This is a genomic window from Streptomyces sp. NPDC001544 (assembly GCF_042894285.1).
Classification (GTDB): domain Bacteria; phylum Actinomycetota; class Actinomycetes; order Streptomycetales; family Streptomycetaceae; genus Streptomyces.
The window spans coordinates 349,890-365,818 of record NZ_JBIAVN010000001.1; the positions used below are offsets into that span (position 1 = coordinate 349,890).

Consider the following 15,929-nt stretch of genomic DNA (forward strand, 5'->3'; position numbering starts at 1 on the left):
TTTTCATCCCTAAGGGTGGCGCGGTTTTCCACAACCGACCGGTCGTCCACGGAAATCGAGCAAGATCATCGCCAGATGACGGGATGTCGGATCCTCGTCGCATGGCACTTCGAACCCCTTCACGCCCATCGACCGCGACCAGTGGCCCCGGCCGCGCCCCCGCTTCCGACAGCCGCACCCGGCACCGCCGTTCCCCCGCCCGGCGTTCCGCCCGGCACCGCCACGCACCGGCGGAAGAACTGCGCCGCCGTGCGGAACTGCTCTTCGCCGAAACCGCCCGGCAACCAGGCGAGTCGGGACACGGCCCCCCACCGGAGCAGCCCCGGGCCGGCACAGTGAGCGGGATGGGCACGGTGTGGGAACCGAGCCCGGGGCCCGGGACGGTCCCCGCTGAGGGGACGCGTACGGCGCCGGCCGCCATGGCCGCCGGCCTGGGCCCCCTGCACATCGCGAGGGGCGGTGCCGAAGAGGAGCCGGTGGTCCCCGACTGGCGGGAGCGTGCCGCGCTCGCGGTGCGGGAGCGGATGCCGCTGTGGCTGCAGACGCGGTGCGGTCTGGAGCGGCGGGGCGTGGTGGCGCTGTCGGTACTGCTGGCCGTCGCCGCCGTGTTCGCGGCGCAGCACTTCTGGGCGGCCCGCACCCAGTCCGTCAGCGCACCCCAGGTGGTGGGGGCCGAGGCCCCGTACGCCAAGGACACGGAACCCGGGCGCGGCGGCGGCCACGGGCAGAACCGGCCGGCCACATCCCGGGCCGGCGCCGCGGCTGTTCCGGCAACCGGGACACAGATCGTGGTCGACGTCAGCGGCAAGGTCCGCCACCCCGGAATCCATCGCCTGCCGGCCGGCTCACGGGTCGCCGACGCGCTCCGAGCGGCAGGCGGGGTACGCCCGGGCGCCGGCACCGGGGGTCTCAACCAGGCCCGCTTCCTCGTGGACGGCGAACAGGTCGTCGTCGGAGGCCCCGCACCGGCGCCGGAACCCGCTGCCGGCGCCGCCCCGGGGCCCGGCGCGGCGGGCGCACCGGCGGGAGCCGGCCCTGCGGTGCCGGTCTCCCTCAACACGGCCACCGCGGACCAGTTCGACGCCCTCCCCGGCGTCGGCCCCGTGCTGGCCCAGCACATCATCGACTACCGCACCCGGCACGGTGGCTTCCGTTCGGTCGACGAGCTGCGCCAGGTCAACGGAATCGGCGCCCGGCGCTTCGCCGACCTGCGGAACCTGGTACGGCCATGAGCCGGGCGCCCGCCCCGCCGAGCGCCGTCGCGCTGTCCGACGGCGACCGCCCCACGCCCCGCTCCGCCCGCCGGGCCGTCCACGAGGCCTCCGGGAAACGGCTGGGTGCCGCACACCCGCGGCAGGAGGGCCCGACGGACCTGCGCCTCGTACCACCCGCGCTCGCCGCCTGGGCCACGGCCGCGCTCGCACTGGACGCCCCGCCGGGCTGGACCGTGGGCATCGCCGCCGCCTGCCTGGTCACGGGGGTGCTGCTGCTGTCCGGGAGAGCGCCGGCCAGGGACTCGCCGTCCGGCTGGTCACGCGTCACGGTCGCCGCCGTGCTCCTGTGCGTGGCCGCGGCGGCCGTCTCCGCCGGACTGCACGGGGCGGACCTGCGGCGCGGGCCGGTGCCCGCGCTGGCCCGGCAGTACGCCACGGTGACCGCCGAGATCGAGGTCGGCTCCGATCCCCGGCTCAGCAGACCCCGGGTCACCGGCGACCACGCGGCCCCGGTCGCCGTACTGGTCCACGCCGAGGTGCGGCGCGTCGAGACGTCCGACGGGACGGTGGCGGTGACACGGACACCGGTGCTGGTGATCGTCGACGCGGGGGCGCCGGAGCCGCGCGGGACTCCCGGGGAACGGGCGACGGGCGTGCGGGCGGCCTGGCTCGGGCTGCTGCCCTCGACCCGGCTCAGGGTGAGCGGCCGGCTGGCACCGGGGGCGGCGGGCGGGGACCGGACGGCGGCCGTGCTCCGGGTGCGGGACGGGTGGGCGCCGGAGGTCGTGGGGAGGCCGAACGGCCCGCAGCGGCTGGCGGGACGGCTGCGGGCCGGGCTGCGTGACGCCACCGACGGGCTGCCGGGCGACGCCCGGGCGCTGCTGCCCGGGCTGGTCGTCGGGGACACCTCGCGGATCACGCCCGAACTGGACGACGCCTTCCGGCAGACGGACCTGGCGCACACCCTGGCCGTCTCCGGCAGCAACCTCACCATCCTGCTCGCGCTGCTCATCGGACCGCCCGGACTGGCCCAGCGGGCCGAACGCAGTGGACTGGCACCGCGTCTCGGCCTCTCCCTGCGGGCGACCGCGCTGCTCGCGGCGGTGCTCACGCTCGGCTTCGTCGTCGTGTGCCGGCCGGACCCGAGCGTGCTGCGGGCCGCCGCCTGCGGCACCGTCGCCCTGCTCGCCCTGGCCACGGGACGTCGTAGATCGCTGGTTCCGGCGCTGGCGACGGCCGTGCTGCTGCTGGTCCTGTACGACCCCTGGCTGGCCCGCGGTTACGGCTTCCTGCTCTCCGTGCTCGCCACCGGCGCCCTGCTCACGCTGGCGCCCCGCTTCGGGGCGGCACTGCGGCGGCGCGGGGTACCGGCACGGCTCGCCGAGGCGCTGGCCGCCGCTGCCGCCGCCCAGGCCGTGTGCGCGCCGGTCGTCGCCGTGCTGTCGGCCCGGGTGAGCCTGGTGGCGGTGCCGTGCAATCTGCTGGCGGAGGTCGCGGTCGCCCCCGCCACGGTACTGGGCTTCGCGGCGCTGGCGACCGCGCCGGTGGCCATGCCCCTGGCGAAGGCGCTGGCCTGGCTGGCCGGATGGCCGGCCGGATGGATCGCGGGTGTGGCCCGGGGCGGGGCCGGGCTCCCCGGCGCGGGGGTCGACTGGCCGGGCAGCTGGACCGGGGCACTGCTGCTCGTCGCCGTCACGGTGGCCGTCGTACTCCTCGGGCGGCGGCTGCTGCGGCACCCGTGGTGGTGCGGCGTCTGCGGGCTGCTGCTCCTGCTGGCCGTGGTACGGCCGGCGCCGCTGACCCGGGTGATCACGGGCTGGCCGCCGCCCGGCTGGCGGCTGGCGATGTGCGACGTGGGGCAGGGCGACGCCACGGTGCTCGCGGCGGGCGGCGGCACCGGGGTGGTGGTGGACGCCGGGCCCGACCCGGCCCTGGTCGACCACTGTCTGCGGCGGCTGGGGATCACCCGGATCCCGCTGGTCGTGCTGACCCACTTCCACGCCGACCATGTCTCGGGTCTGCCCGGTGTGCTGCGCGGGCGGTCGGTGGGCGAGATCGAGACGACCGGCTTCGAAGAGCCCGCCGACCAGGCAGGTTTTGTACGCAGGGAGGCGGCCGAACGGAGCATCCCCGTCACCCACGCGGTCGCCGGGGAGCAGCGGCGGACCGGCCCGCTGTCCTGGCGGGTGCTGTGGCCCCCGCCTCGCCCGGTACCGGAACCGGACGGGCCCAACGACGCCAGCGTGGCCCTGCTCGTCCGGTCGGCCGGGCTGCGGATGCTGCTGCTCGGGGACCTGGAACCCCCGTCCCAGCAGGCGCTGTCGAGATCCGTGGCGGCGGCCGGGCTGGGCCGTGTCGATGTCCTCAAGGTCGCCCATCACGGCTCCGCCAACCAGGACCCCGACCTGATACGCCTGGTCGCCCCCAGGATCGCGCTCATCAGCTGCGGTGCCGACAACCCCTACGGCCACCCGGCTCCCCGCACCGTGCGGGCGCTGCGGGACGAGGGCGCGTTGGTGCTGCGCACGGACCGGGACGGGGCGCTGGCCGTCGCCGGCACGGGCGGGGCGGACGGGGAGGTGCGGGTGGCGGGAGACTGAGGGCATGAACTCCGCACAGGTCGACGCCTATCTCCGCCGCCTCGGGACCGCGCGCCCGGCGCGGCCCACCGCCGGGGCACTGCGTGAGCTGCATCTCGCGCATCTGCGCACCGTGCCCTTCGAGAACCTGTCGGTGCACCTCGGAGAGGAGATCGTGCTGGAGGAGACGCGGCTCGTGGACAAGCTGGTGGGGGAGCGGCGGGGCGGGTTCTGTTACGAACTGAACGGGGCCTTCGGGGCGTTGCTCACCGCGCTGGGCTTCGACGTCGGCCTGCTCGCGGGGCGGGTGTTCGGGGACGAGGGCCGGCTGGGGATCCCGTACGACCACCTGGCGCTGCGGGTGGGGACGGTGGACGGCGGTGCGTGGCTCGCCGACGTCGGGTTCGGGGCGCACAGCCACCATCCGCTGGCGCTCGGGGAACGGGGCGAGCAGGCGGACCCCGGCGGCGTGTTCCGGATCCGGGCGGCCGGGCCGGAGGAGGCCGCCGACCTGGACGTCTTGCGGGACGGCAAGCCCCAGTACCGTCTGGAGACGCGGCCCCGGGCGCTCGGTGACTTCGTCGCCGGGGCCTGGTGGCACAGCACCTCGCCGCAGTCGCACTTCACCCGGTCCCTGGTCTGCTCACGGATCACGGAGGACGGAGGGCGGATCACACTGAGCGGCCGCAGCCTGACGGTGACCTCCGCGGACGGGTCGCGTGACGTGTGCCGGCTGACCACGGACGAGGAGGTGCTCGGTGTGTACCGGCGGAGGTTCGGAATCGAGTTGACGCGGGTGCCGACCCCGCGGAAGTTCGGGCGGTCGGGATAAAAGGGCCAGAAAAGTGCCAGCCGTGCGTAGTTCCAGCGGAACCGCTTGTTTCCTTCGAGCTGGACACATGTTGCATCGAAAGCCTCACTGGTGGTCGAATGCGTCTTCGTCAACGGATCAACGAACCAGGACAAGCCGCACAGGGGGGTCGTGATGATGGGCCGCTTGCTGGGAAGCCGGACCAACCGGACGCCGTGGACGGGTCCCCTCGCGTCGCTCCGGACGCCGCCCAGCGCCGGGGTGCTGGGCTGCCGGGTGCTCGATCCGGTCAACGCCCCTGTGCCGCAAGCCGAGTTCACGGTCAGCGACGCCATGGGCCGTGTGGTCGTCAGCGGCGGGACGGATCCGTACGGATCCTTCGTGACGACGGTCCCGGCGGGCGAATACCGGCTCGCGGTCTCGGCCGAGGGGTACGCGCCCTACCGGGCGACCGTCACGGTCGGTGAGGGCTCGCTGACCTCGCTCGGCGATGTGATCATGCCGATCGCCCAGCCACCGGAGCTGCCGGCGCCGGGTGACTGGGAGATCGACCCGACCCATTCCTCGATCGCGTTCGTCGCCCGGCACATCGGACTGGCCCGGGTCCACGGGCGGTTCAACACGTTCGCCGGCGTGGTGCGGATCGCCGATCCGATGGAGCGGTCCGCCATGCACGTGGTGATCGACGCGTCCTCCATCGACACCAACGTCCGGATGCGCGACGACCACCTGCGCTCGGCGGACTTCCTCGATGTCGGCAGCTTCCCGGTCCTGGAGTTCTACAGCGACCGCTTCGTGCACAAGGGCGGTGGCAAGTGGGCCGTCACCGGGGCCCTGTCGCTGCACGGGGTCACGCGCACGGTCACGCTCGACGTGGACTACCTGGGGCTCGGCAACGGCATGGAGGGCGAGGCGCGGGCGGCCTGCCGGGCCGTCACCGAGCTGCACCGCGACGACTTCACCGTCAGCTGGCAGTCGATGCTCGCCCGGGGCATCGCGGTGGTCGGCCCCACCATCGCGATCGAGCTCGACGTGCAGGTGGTGCCCAAGTCCTGAGCGGGCCCGCGGACAATGGCCCGGTGAGCGATGTGAGACATGTGCTGGTGCTGCCCGACCGCGATGCCGCCGAGGAGGTGGCGGAGGCGCTCGTGGAGCGGTTCGGCGTGACGGAGGAGCCGCGGCCCGTGCGGGACGCCCTCGCCGGTGAGGACGACGCCGAGGACGCGCAGTGGCTCCTCGTCCTGCGGGACGAGGAGGAGCGGCTGGACGCGGAGGAGCTCGACGCGCTGGCCGGCGAGTGGGACGGCTGGCGCGAGGAGCCGTAGGAGGCCCGCGGGGCCGGCCCCGGGCCGTTGTCGGTGGTGCGTGGGATGCTTGTCGCGATGGCCAGGAAGACTGCGAACGACGACCCTCTCGCCCCCGTGACGCTTGCCGTGGGCCAGGAGGACCTCCTGCTCGACCGTGCCGTGCAGGAGGTGGTGGCCGCCGCCAGGGCCGCCGACGCCGACACGGACGTACGGGACCTGACTCCCGACCAGTTGCAGCCCGGCACGCTCGCCGAGCTGACCAGCCCCTCGCTCTTCGCGGAGCGCAAGGTGGTGGTCGTGCGCAACGCCCAGGATCTGTCGGCCGACACGGTCAAGGACGTGAAGGCGTACCTCGGGTCGCCCGCGGAGGAGATCACCCTCGTGCTGCTGCACGCGGGCGGCGCGAAGGGCAAGGGGCTGCTCGACGCCGCGCGCAAGGCGGGGGCGCGGGAGGTGGCGTGCCCGAAGATGACCAAGCCGGCGGACCGGCTGGCGTTCGTGCGGGGCGAGTTCCGGGCGTCCGGACGGTCGGCGACGCCCGAGGCGTGCCAGGCCCTGGTGGACGCGATCGGCAGCGACCTGCGGGAACTGGCGTCGGCGGTGTCGCAGCTGATCGCCGATGTCGAGGGGACCATCGACGAGGCGGTCGTCGGGCGTTACTACACCGGGCGGGCCGAGGCCTCCAGCTTCACGGTCGCGGACCGGGCGGTCGAGGGGCGGACGGCAGAGGCCCTGGAGGCGCTCAGATGGTCGCTGGCCACCGGAGTCGCCCCGGTGCTCATCACCAGCGCGCTGGCGCAGGGCGTGCGGGCGATCGGGAAGCTGTCGTCCGCGCGGGGCGGCCGCCCGGCCGATCTCGCGCGGGAGCTGGGCATGCCGCCCTGGAAGATCGACCGGGTGCGGCAGCAGATGAGGGGCTGGACACCGGACGGGGTGGCGGTCGCCCTGCGGGCGGTGGCCGAGGCGGACGCGGGGGTGAAGGGCGGGGGAGACGACCCCGAGTACGCCCTGGAGAAGGCGGTCGTCACCATCGCACGGGCGGCCCGGTCCCGGGGACGCGGATAACCGCCCGGCCTCACAGCGGACGGCCCGGACAGCCCGGACAGGCCGAAGGCCCCACCGCGCACCCTGGGGAAGGGAGAAGCGGTGGGGCCTTCGGTTCGAGCTGTTGTCGGATCCGCGCCCGCGTGGCGAACGCAGGCCGCGCGCGGATCCCGGGGTGCCGGTCGGGAGCGGATGAGAGAGGGCCCGCTCTGGGTCCTTCCGGCGGTCAGATCAAAGAACTGGTTCAGCCCTTGAGGGACGTGACCTTGGCGGCCAGCGCCGACTTCTTGTTGGCGGCCTGGTTCTTGTGGATGACGCCCTTCGAGACGGCCTTGTCGAGCTGACGCGCGGCAGCGCGCTGGTACTCGGTGGCCTTCTCGACGTCACCCGCGGCAGCGGCCTCGCGGGCCTTGCGGATCGCGGTCTTCAGGGAGGACTTGACGGCCTTGTTGCGCAGCCGGGCCTTCTCGTTGGTCTTGATCCGCTTGATCTGGGACTTGATGTTCGCCACGAATGAGCCTTTTCAGGTTCTGGCACAGGGCCGCGAAGGTCCCGTGCCGGTGATTTCTTGGGTCGTGCCTCGCGCAGAGAGGGCATGAGACACAGCCACCCAGCCTACCAGCGGCCCATCGAGTGGCCCAAACCGGTCGCAGGTCCCCGCCCGTGGGACCATGGAGACTACGTATCGATCCGACCCGAGGCATAAGGCGCCTCAAGAGACAGGACCCTGCGTGCCCGCGACCCCTAACCATGTGCCCGAGCCGAGCCGTACCGACCCGGCTCTGATCCGCAACTTCTGCATCATCGCGCACATCGACCACGGCAAGTCCACGCTCGCCGACCGGATGCTCCAGCTGACCGGTGTGGTCGAGCAGCGGCAGATGCGTGCTCAGTACCTCGACCGGATGGACATCGAGCGTGAGCGCGGTATCACGATCAAGTCCCAGGCGGTGCGTCTGCCGTGGGCTCCCACCCACGACCCAGGCAACACGCACATCCTCAACATGATCGACACCCCGGGGCACGTCGACTTCACCTACGAGGTCTCGCGGTCGCTCGCCGCCTGCGAGGGGACCATCCTCCTCGTGGACGCCGCCCAGGGCATCGAGGCCCAGACCCTCGCCAACCTGTACCTGGCGATGGAGAACGACCTCACCATCATCCCGGTGCTCAACAAGATCGACCTGCCGGCCGCCCAGCCGGAGAAGTTCGCCGAGGAGCTCGCCAACCTGGTCGGCTGCGACCCCGGCGACGTGCTCAAGGTCTCCGCCAAGACCGGACTCGGCGTGGAGGCGCTGCTCGACAAGGTCGTCGCCGAGATCCCCCCGCCGGTCGGCGTCAAGGACGCGCCCGCGCGCGCCATGATCTTCGACTCGGTCTACGACTCCTACCGGGGCGTCGTGACCTACGTCCGTGTCATCGACGGCCAGCTCAACAAGCGCGAGCGCATCAGGATGATGTCCACCGGCGCCACCCACGAGCTGCTGGAGATCGGCACCAACTCGCCCGAGATGCTCCCCGCCGACGGCCTCGGCGTCGGCGAGGTGGGCTATCTGATCACCGGTGTGAAGGACGTCCGCCAGTCCAAGGTCGGTGACACCGTCACCAGCCAGAGCAAGGGCGCCACGGAGCCCCTCGGCGGGTACAAGGACCCCAAGCCGATGGTCTTCTCCGGTCTGTATCCGCTGGACGGCTCCGACTACCCCGAGCTGCGCGAGGCCCTCGACAAGCTCCAGCTCAACGACGCCGCCCTGGTCTACGAACCGGAGACCTCCGCCGCCCTCGGCTTCGGCTTCCGCGTCGGCTTCCTCGGCCTGCTGCACCTCGACGTGATCCGCGAGCGCCTGGAGCGCGAGTTCGGGCTCGACCTGATCGCCACCGCGCCCAACGTGGTCTACCGCGTGGTCATGGAGGACGGCAGCGAGCACACCGTCACCAACCCGAGCGAGTTCCCCGAGGGGAAGATCAGCGAGGTCTACGAGCCGGTCGTGCGGGCCACGATCCTGGCGCCCACCGAGTTCATCGGCTCGATCATGGAGCTGTGCCAGACCCGGCGCGGCACCCTGCTCGGCATGGACTACCTCTCCGAGGACCGGGTCGAGATCCGCTACACGCTCCCGCTCGCCGAGATCGTCTTCGACTTCTTCGACCAGTTGAAGTCCAAGACACGCGGTTACGCCTCCCTGGACTACGAGCCCACCGGCGAGCAGACCTCCCAGCTCGTGAAGGTCGACATCCTGCTGCACGGCGACAAGGTGGACGCCTTCTCGGCGATCACCCACCGGGACCAGGCGTACGCGTACGGCGTGCGGCTGGTGGCCAAGCTGAAGGAACTGATCCCGCGGCAGGCCTTCGAGGTCCCCGTCCAGGCCGCCATCGGCTCCCGGGTCATCGCCCGCGAGACCATCCGCGCCATCCGCAAGGACGTCCTCGCCAAGTGCTACGGCGGTGACATCTCCCGCAAGCGGAAACTGCTGGAGAAGCAGAAGGAAGGCAAGAAGCGGATGAAGATGGTGGGTTCCGTGGAGGTTCCGCAGGAGGCCTTCATCGCGGTCCTCTCCAGCGATGACAGCGCGGGATCGGGCAAGGCCAAGAAGTAACCGCCGGTAGCGCCGAGTGGCGTCGGCATATCAGGTGCAACAGGGGCTCGTCGTACGAAAGCGCGGCGGGCCCCTGGGTGCGCATAGTGTCGCTGTGTGGACGAAGTGACAGGCCGCAGCCCCTTACGCGTCGGCCCGTAGCGCTTTACTCTGATCCCTGCTCGATAGTTACTCACGAGTTAAACAAGTGGCCGAACCGCGTTCGTGAGTGAACCCAGCCGCAACTGACAGCCGCGCCGTCGCGGGCCCCGGAGGATGTCGTGAGCGACACACAGACACTGATCGAGAACCGTCCGCCGTCCGTCGCGGCACTCTTCCTGGAACGCGTCGACGCGACACCGGACGCCGAGGCGTACCGCCACCCCGTACCGTCCGCCTCGGGCCAGGGCCCCGACGACTGGAAGTCGCTGAGCTGGGCGCAGGCCGCCGAGCGCGTCCACGCGATCGCGGCCGGTCTCATCGAACTGGGTGTGCAGCCCGAGCAGCGGGTGGCGCTCGCCTCCTCCACCCGTATCGAGTGGATCCTCGCCGACCTCGGCATCATGTGCGCCGGCGCCGCCACCACCACCGTCTACCCGCAGACCAACGCCGACGAGTCGGCCTTCATCCTCTCCGACTCCGAGAGCCGGGTGCTCATCGCGGAGAACGCCGACCAGCTCGCCAAGGCGGTGGAGAAGCGCGCCGAGCTGCCCGAGCTGCACCACGTGGTCGTCATCGACCCGGCGGGCGTCGAGACCGGCGACTGGGTGCTCACCCTCGCCGAGCTCGAGGAGCGCGGTGCCGCGTACCTGGAGAAGCACCCGGAGCTGATCAAGGAGCGGGTCGGTGCGATCACCAAGGACCAGCTCGCGACGCTGATCTACACCTCCGGCACCACCGGCCGCCCCAAGGGCGTCCGCCTCCCGCACGACAACTGGTCGTACATGGCGAAGGCGATCGCCGCGACCGGGCTGCTCGGCCCCGAGGACGTGCAGTACCTGTGGCTGCCGCTCGCCCACGTCTTCGGCAAGGTGCTCACCTCCGGGCAGATCGAGGTCGGGCACGTCACCGCCGTCGACGGCCGCGTCGACAAGATCATCGAGCAGCTGCCGGTGGTGCAGCCGACCTACATGGCTGCCGTCCCGCGGATCTTCGAGAAGGTGTACAACGGGGTCGCCGCCAAGGCCCGGGCCGGCGGACCGGCCAAGTACAAGATCTTCCAGTGGGCCGCCGAGGTCGCCCGCGAGTACGCCAAGGTCTCGCAGGACAACTTCCGCCGCACCGGCACCCACTCCGTGCCCTTCGGTCTCGGAGCCAAGCACAAGGTCGCCGACGCGCTCGTCTACGCCAAGATCCGCGAGGCCTTCGGCGGCCGGCTGCGCGCCTGTATCTCGGGCAGCGCGGCCCTCGCCCCCGAGATCGGCTACTTCTTCGCCGGCGCCGGCATCCACATCCTGGAGGGCTACGGCCTCACGGAGTCCTCCGCGGCCTCCTTCGTCAACCCCGGCGAGGCCTACCGCACCGGCACGGTCGGCAAGCCGCTGCCCGGCACGGAGGTGCGCATCGCGGACGACGGGGAGATCCTGCTGCGCGGCCCGGGCATCATGGAGGGCTACCACGGGCTGCCCGAGAAGACCGCCGAGGTCCTGGAGTCGGACGGCTGGTTCCACACCGGCGACATCGGCGAGCTGTCGCCCGACGGCTATCTGCGCATCACCGACCGCAAGAAGGACCTGATCAAGACCTCGGGCGGCAAGTACATCGCGCCGGCCGAGGTCGAGGGCCAGTTCAAGGCCGTGTGCCCGTACGTCTCCAACATCCTGGTGCACGGCGCCGACCGGAACTTCTGCACCGCCCTCATCGCCCTCGACGAGCCCTCGATCCTCGAGTGGGCGAAGGAGAACGGCCTGGAGGGCAGGTCGTACGCCGAGGTCGTCGCCGCCCCGGCCACCGTCGAGATGGTCGACGGCTACGTCCAGCAGCTCAACTCCGGCCTCCAGCGCTGGCAGACCATCAAGAAGTTCCGGCTCCTGCCGCGCGACCTCGACGTCGAGCACGGTGAGATCACCCCCAGCCTGAAGCTGAAGCGGCCGGTGGTGGAGCGGGAGTACAAGCACCTCATCGACGAGATGTACGCGGGCTCACGAGAGGCGTGAGCCCATGGGGGGCGGCCGGAAGCCGGTAACGGGCTCCGGCCGCACCGCCCGTGGTCAGGGTGACGGTGCCTCATCCGGGGCGCTCTCACCGGCGGGAGCCGCACCCTCGGGGTCCAGCAGCGCGCAGACGACCGTGAGCAGCCGGTCGACGTCCACCGGCTTCGGTACGTAGTCGTTGGCGCCGCGCGCGATGGACTTCTCCCGGTCGCCCGGCATGGCCTTCGCGGTGAGGGCGACGATGGGCAGGCCGGCCCAGCGCGGGGCGCGGCGGATGGCGGAGATCGTCTCGTAGCCGTCCATCTCCGGCATCATGATGTCCATCAGGACCAGTTCGACGTCCGGGTGGCGTTCCAGGGTCTCGATGCCCTCGCGCCCGTTCTCCGCGTACAGCACGGGCATGCCGACCCGGCCCAGGACGTGGGTGAGGGCGAAGACGTTGCGGATGTCGTCGTCGACGATCAGCACCCGCCGGCCGGGCAGCACCTGGCCCGCGCGGCCCGTCTGCCACGCCTCCAGCTTGGTGGGCGCGGGCCAGGAGTCGTCGGCGGCGAGCGGCTCCGCCGAAAGCTGCTCCGGGAGCGGGACGTCCGCCGCCGGGTCGGCCGCCGGGTGTCCCGGGCTGACGACCGGGACGTACAGCGTGAAGGTGGAGCCCCTGCCGGGTTCGCTCTCCGCGACGATCCGGCCGCCGAGCAGGCCCGCGATCTCCCGGCTGATGGACAGTCCCAGTCCGGTGCCCCCGTACTTGCGGTTCGTCGTGCCGTCGGCCTGCTGGAACGCCTCGAAGATCACCGGAAGTTTCTCGGGCGCGATCCCGATACCGGTGTCGTTGACGGCGAACGCGAGCACCTCGTCGCTGTCGCGGACTCCCCCACTCTCGACTTCGCTCGAGCGGGGGGACCCCCATCGCCGTTCCGGGTCCTGTACCCGGTTCACCCGCAGCTCGACCCGGCCCGTCGCGGTGAACTTGATCGCGTTGGACAGGAGGTTGCGCAGGATCTGCTGCAGACGCTGCTCGTCGGAGTACATCTCCCGCGGGACGTTCTCGCCGACCGTGACCTCGAACGCGAGCCCCCGGTCGATGGTGAGCGGGCGGAAGGTGGCGTGGACGTAGTCCAGCAACTTGATCAGCGGCAGCCGCTTCGGGCGGACGTCCATGCGGCCCGCCTCGATCTTCGACAGGTCCAGGATGTCGTTGATGAGCTGCAGCAGGTCGGAGCCGGAGCGGTGGATCGTCGTCGCGAACTGGACCTCCTGGTCGGAGAGATGGCCGTCCGGGTTGTCGGACAGCAGCCGGGCCAGGATCAGCAGCGAGTTCAGCGGGGTGCGCAGCTCGTGCGACATGTTCGCCAGGAACTCCGACTTGTACTGCGACGAGGTCGCGAGCAGAGCGGCCTTCTCCTCCAGTTCCGCGTTGGAGCGCTGCAGTTCCGCCTGCTGCTTCTGCAGTTCGTCCGAGCGTTCCTGGAGCTGCATCGCGAGCCGCTGGGACTCGCCGAGCAGCGACTCGGTGCGGGAGTTGGCGATGATCGTGTTGATGGCCACGCCGATGGTGTTCACGAACTGGTCGAAGAACGCCAGGTGCACGTCGGAGAAGCGGGAGAAGGAGGCGAGTTCGACCACTCCGAGGAGCTTGTCCTCGAACAGGATCGGGATGATCACGATGGTGGTGGGGGCCGCCTCCCCGAGGCCACTGTTGATCTTGATGTAGTCCGGCGGGGCCTCCTCCACCAGGATCCGCTGCTTCTCCCGGGCCGCCTGGCGGACCAGCCCGTGCACCGGCAGGCCACCGGTCTCCACGGTCGCGCCCTCCGCCGCCCCGTACCCGGCGATGAACGCCAGCCCCTTGGCGGGGACGGCGCTGCGCACCGCCGGATCCTCCTCCGGGTTGGCCAGGTAGAAGGCCCCGTACTGGGCGTTCACCAGCGGTGTCAGCTCCCGCAGGATCAGGTCGGCGACCTCCATCAGGTCCCGGTGGCCCTGCATCAGCGCGGCCAGCCGGGCCAGGTTGGACTCCAGCCAGTCCTTGGCCCGGGTGGTCTCGCGCAGGTTGGCCACCATCAGGTTGATGTTGTCCTTCAGCTCGGCGACCTCGCCGCGCGCCTCCACCGTGATGGAGCGGGACATGTCGCCCTGGGCCACCGCGGAGGCGACCTCGGCGATGGCACGGACCTGGGTGGTCAGGTTCAGGGCGAGCTCGTTGACGTTGGTCGTCAGGCGCTTCCAGGTGCCGTACACGCCCTCCACCCGGGCCTGGCCGCCGAGCCGGCCGTCGCTGCCGACCTCACGGGCCACCCGGGTCACCTCGGAGGAGAACGAGGACAGCGTGTCGACCATGGTGTTGATGGCGGTCTTCAGCTCCAGGATCTCGCCCCGGGCGTCCACGTCGATCTTCTTCGACAGGTCGCCGTTGGCGACGGCCGTGGTGACCTGGGCGATGTTGCGGACCTGCGAAGTGAGGTTGTCCGCCATGTAGTTGACGTTGTCCGTCAGGTCACGCCACACCCCGAGGACGCCCAGCACCTGGGCCCGGCCGCCCAGCCGGCCGTCGGTGCCGACCTCGCGGGCCACCCGGGTCACCTCGTCGGCGAAGGCGCGCAGTTGCTGCACCATCGTGTTGACGGTGTCCTTGAGCTCGAGGATCTCGCCGCGCGCGTCGACGGTGATCTTCTTCGACAGGTCGCCGTTGGCCACGGCGGTGGTGACCTGGGCGATGTTGCGGACCTGCGAAGTCAGATTGAGCGCCATGAAGTTGACGTTGTCGGTGAGGTCCTTCCAGACGCCGGAGACGCCCCGCACCTGCGCCTGACCACCGAGGTTGCCCTCGGTGCCGACCTCGCGGGCCACACGCGTGACCTCGTCTGCGAACGCCGAGAGCTGGTCCACCATCGTGTTGATCGTCGACTTCAGCTCCAGGATCTCGCCCTTCGCCTCCACCGTGATCTTCTTCCCGAGGTCGCCCTGTGCCACGGCGGTCGAGACCAGCGCGATGTTGCGGACCTGCGAGGTGAGGTTGTCCGCCATGAAGTTGACGTTCTCCGTCAGGTCCTTCCACACCCCGGACACCCCGCGGACCTGCGCCCGCCCGCCCAGGTTGCCCTCGGTGCCGACCTCGCGGGCCACGCGCGTGACCTCGTCGGCGAACGCGGAGAGCTGGTCGACCATGGTGTTGATCGTCGACTTCAGCTCCAGGATCTCGCCCTGCGCGTCCACCGTGATCTTCTGGCTCAGGTCGCCGTTGGCGACGGCCGTGGTCACCTGGGCGATGTTGCGGACCTGCGAGGTCAGGTTCGAGGCCATGAAGTTGACGTTGTCGGTGAGGTCCTTCCACACCCCGGACACCCCGCGCACCTGCGCCCGCCCGCCGAGCCGCCCCTCGGTGCCGACCTCGCGGGCCACCCGGGTGACCTCGTCGGCGAACGCGGAGAGCTGGTCCACCATCGTGTTGACGGTGAGCTTCAGCTCCAGCAGCTCACCGGTCGCCTCCACCGTCACCGTACGGGTCAGATCGCCGCGCGCCACCGCCGTGGTCACCAGGGCGATGTCCCGGACCTGCGCGGTCAGCCGGGCCGCCATCGTGTTGACCGCCTCGGTCACGTCCCGCCAACTGCCCGAAAGACCCCGCATGTTGGCCCGCCCGCCGAGCCGCCCCTCGGTGCCCACCTCGCGCGCCACCCGGGTCACCTCACCGGTGAACAGGGACAACTGGTCGACCATCGTGTTCACCGCCCGGCCGAGCCGCCGCAGATCGCCGCGCAACTGGCGGCTGCCGTCGTGCAGATCGACCCGCTGGGTCAGGTCACCGCCGGCCACCGCGTCCAGCACGCGCGCGGCGTTGGCCGCCGGGGCCACCAGGGCGTCCAGGATCTGGTTCACGTCGCCGACCCGGGACGTCCAGGCACCCTGCCCGGGGCTCGCCGAGACCCGCTCGTCGAGCCGCCCGTGCCGCACCAGCTCCCGCTTCACCCGCTGCACCTCCGAGTTGAAGTGCACACTGCGGTCCATGATCTGGTTGAAGACCGCGGTGAGTTCGGCGACCACGCCGTACCCGGTCTCCGGTACCTTCGTGAAGTCGCCGTCCCGGGCCGCGGTCATCGCGGCCAGCAGCGGGCGAAGATCGGATGCGCGGACTTGTTCCGACTTCTGTCCGTCTTCGAGCACACGCGTGGCGTTGTTGTCACTCATGGCGGCCCACTTCGGTAACTCGGCGCTTATGGGCGCAGTCAGTCTGTCACCCTG

At 71.3% G+C, this 15,929-nt stretch carries 10 protein-coding genes; 8 read left to right on the forward strand and 2 right to left on the reverse strand.

The genetic code is table 11. The features are described 5' to 3' along the window. Positions 1-101: 101 nt before the first annotated feature. The 6 genes from ACFY0F_RS01550 to holA all read left to right on the forward strand — a co-directional run bounded on the left by ACFY0F_RS01550 (position 102) and on the right by holA (position 6,976). Positions 102-1,232, forward strand: a complete 1,131-nt coding sequence (locus ACFY0F_RS01550; RefSeq protein ID WP_388787209.1) for a helix-hairpin-helix domain-containing protein — start codon at positions 102-104, stop codon at positions 1,230-1,232. Next, positions 1,229-3,814: a ComEC/Rec2 family competence protein gene (locus ACFY0F_RS01555; RefSeq protein WP_388787212.1), complete on the forward strand. Its 2,586-nt coding sequence runs from the start codon at positions 1,229-1,231 to the stop codon at positions 3,812-3,814. Before ACFY0F_RS01550 ends, ACFY0F_RS01555 begins: the two co-directional genes overlap by 4 nt. A 4-nt stretch (positions 3,815-3,818) precedes the next feature. Beyond that, the gene (locus ACFY0F_RS01560; protein ID WP_388787214.1) at positions 3,819-4,625 is read left to right on the forward strand and encodes an arylamine N-acetyltransferase; all 807 of its coding nucleotides are present in this window, start codon (positions 3,819-3,821) and stop codon (positions 4,623-4,625) included. 153 nt (positions 4,626-4,778) lie between these two features. Then, a complete protein-coding gene (locus ACFY0F_RS01565) occupies positions 4,779-5,660 on the forward strand; it encodes a YceI family protein (RefSeq protein WP_388787217.1) in 882 nt (293 codons plus the stop codon). A gap of 23 nt (positions 5,661-5,683) precedes the next feature. Next, the gene (locus ACFY0F_RS01570) at positions 5,684-5,929 is read left to right on the forward strand and encodes a hypothetical protein (RefSeq protein WP_388787219.1); all 246 of its coding nucleotides are present in this window, start codon (positions 5,684-5,686) and stop codon (positions 5,927-5,929) included. Between the two features lie 57 nt (positions 5,930-5,986). Next, positions 5,987-6,976: a DNA polymerase III subunit delta gene (gene holA, locus ACFY0F_RS01575; protein WP_388787221.1), complete on the forward strand. Its 990-nt coding sequence runs from the start codon at positions 5,987-5,989 to the stop codon at positions 6,974-6,976. A gap of 223 nt (positions 6,977-7,199) precedes the next feature. On the opposite strand, the gene rpsT is transcribed toward holA, so the two are convergent. Next, the gene (rpsT, locus tag ACFY0F_RS01580; RefSeq protein WP_196462792.1) at positions 7,200-7,466 is read right to left on the reverse strand and encodes a 30S ribosomal protein S20; all 267 of its coding nucleotides are present in this window, start codon (positions 7,464-7,466) and stop codon (positions 7,200-7,202) included. Positions 7,467-7,686: 220 nt separating this feature from the next. Here rpsT and lepA point away from each other — a divergent pair, with 220 nt between their 5' ends. Then, on the forward strand, positions 7,687-9,555 hold the full coding sequence (gene lepA / locus ACFY0F_RS01585) for a translation elongation factor 4 (RefSeq protein WP_388787224.1): 1,869 nt from the start codon (positions 7,687-7,689) through the stop codon (positions 9,553-9,555). Positions 9,556-9,815: 260 nt separating this feature from the next. Next, positions 9,816-11,690 carry an AMP-dependent synthetase/ligase gene (locus ACFY0F_RS01590; RefSeq protein ID WP_388787227.1) on the forward strand — a complete coding sequence of 625 codons (1,875 nt, stop codon included), beginning with the start codon at positions 9,816-9,818 and terminating at the stop codon, positions 11,688-11,690. 54 nt (positions 11,691-11,744) lie between these two features. Here the strand turns inward: ACFY0F_RS01590 and ACFY0F_RS01595 are convergent, their stop codons facing one another. Further along, positions 11,745-15,875, reverse strand: coding sequence for a HAMP domain-containing protein (locus tag ACFY0F_RS01595; RefSeq protein ID WP_388787229.1), 4,131 nt, complete (start codon positions 15,873-15,875; stop codon positions 11,745-11,747). Positions 15,876-15,929 lie beyond the last annotated feature (54 nt).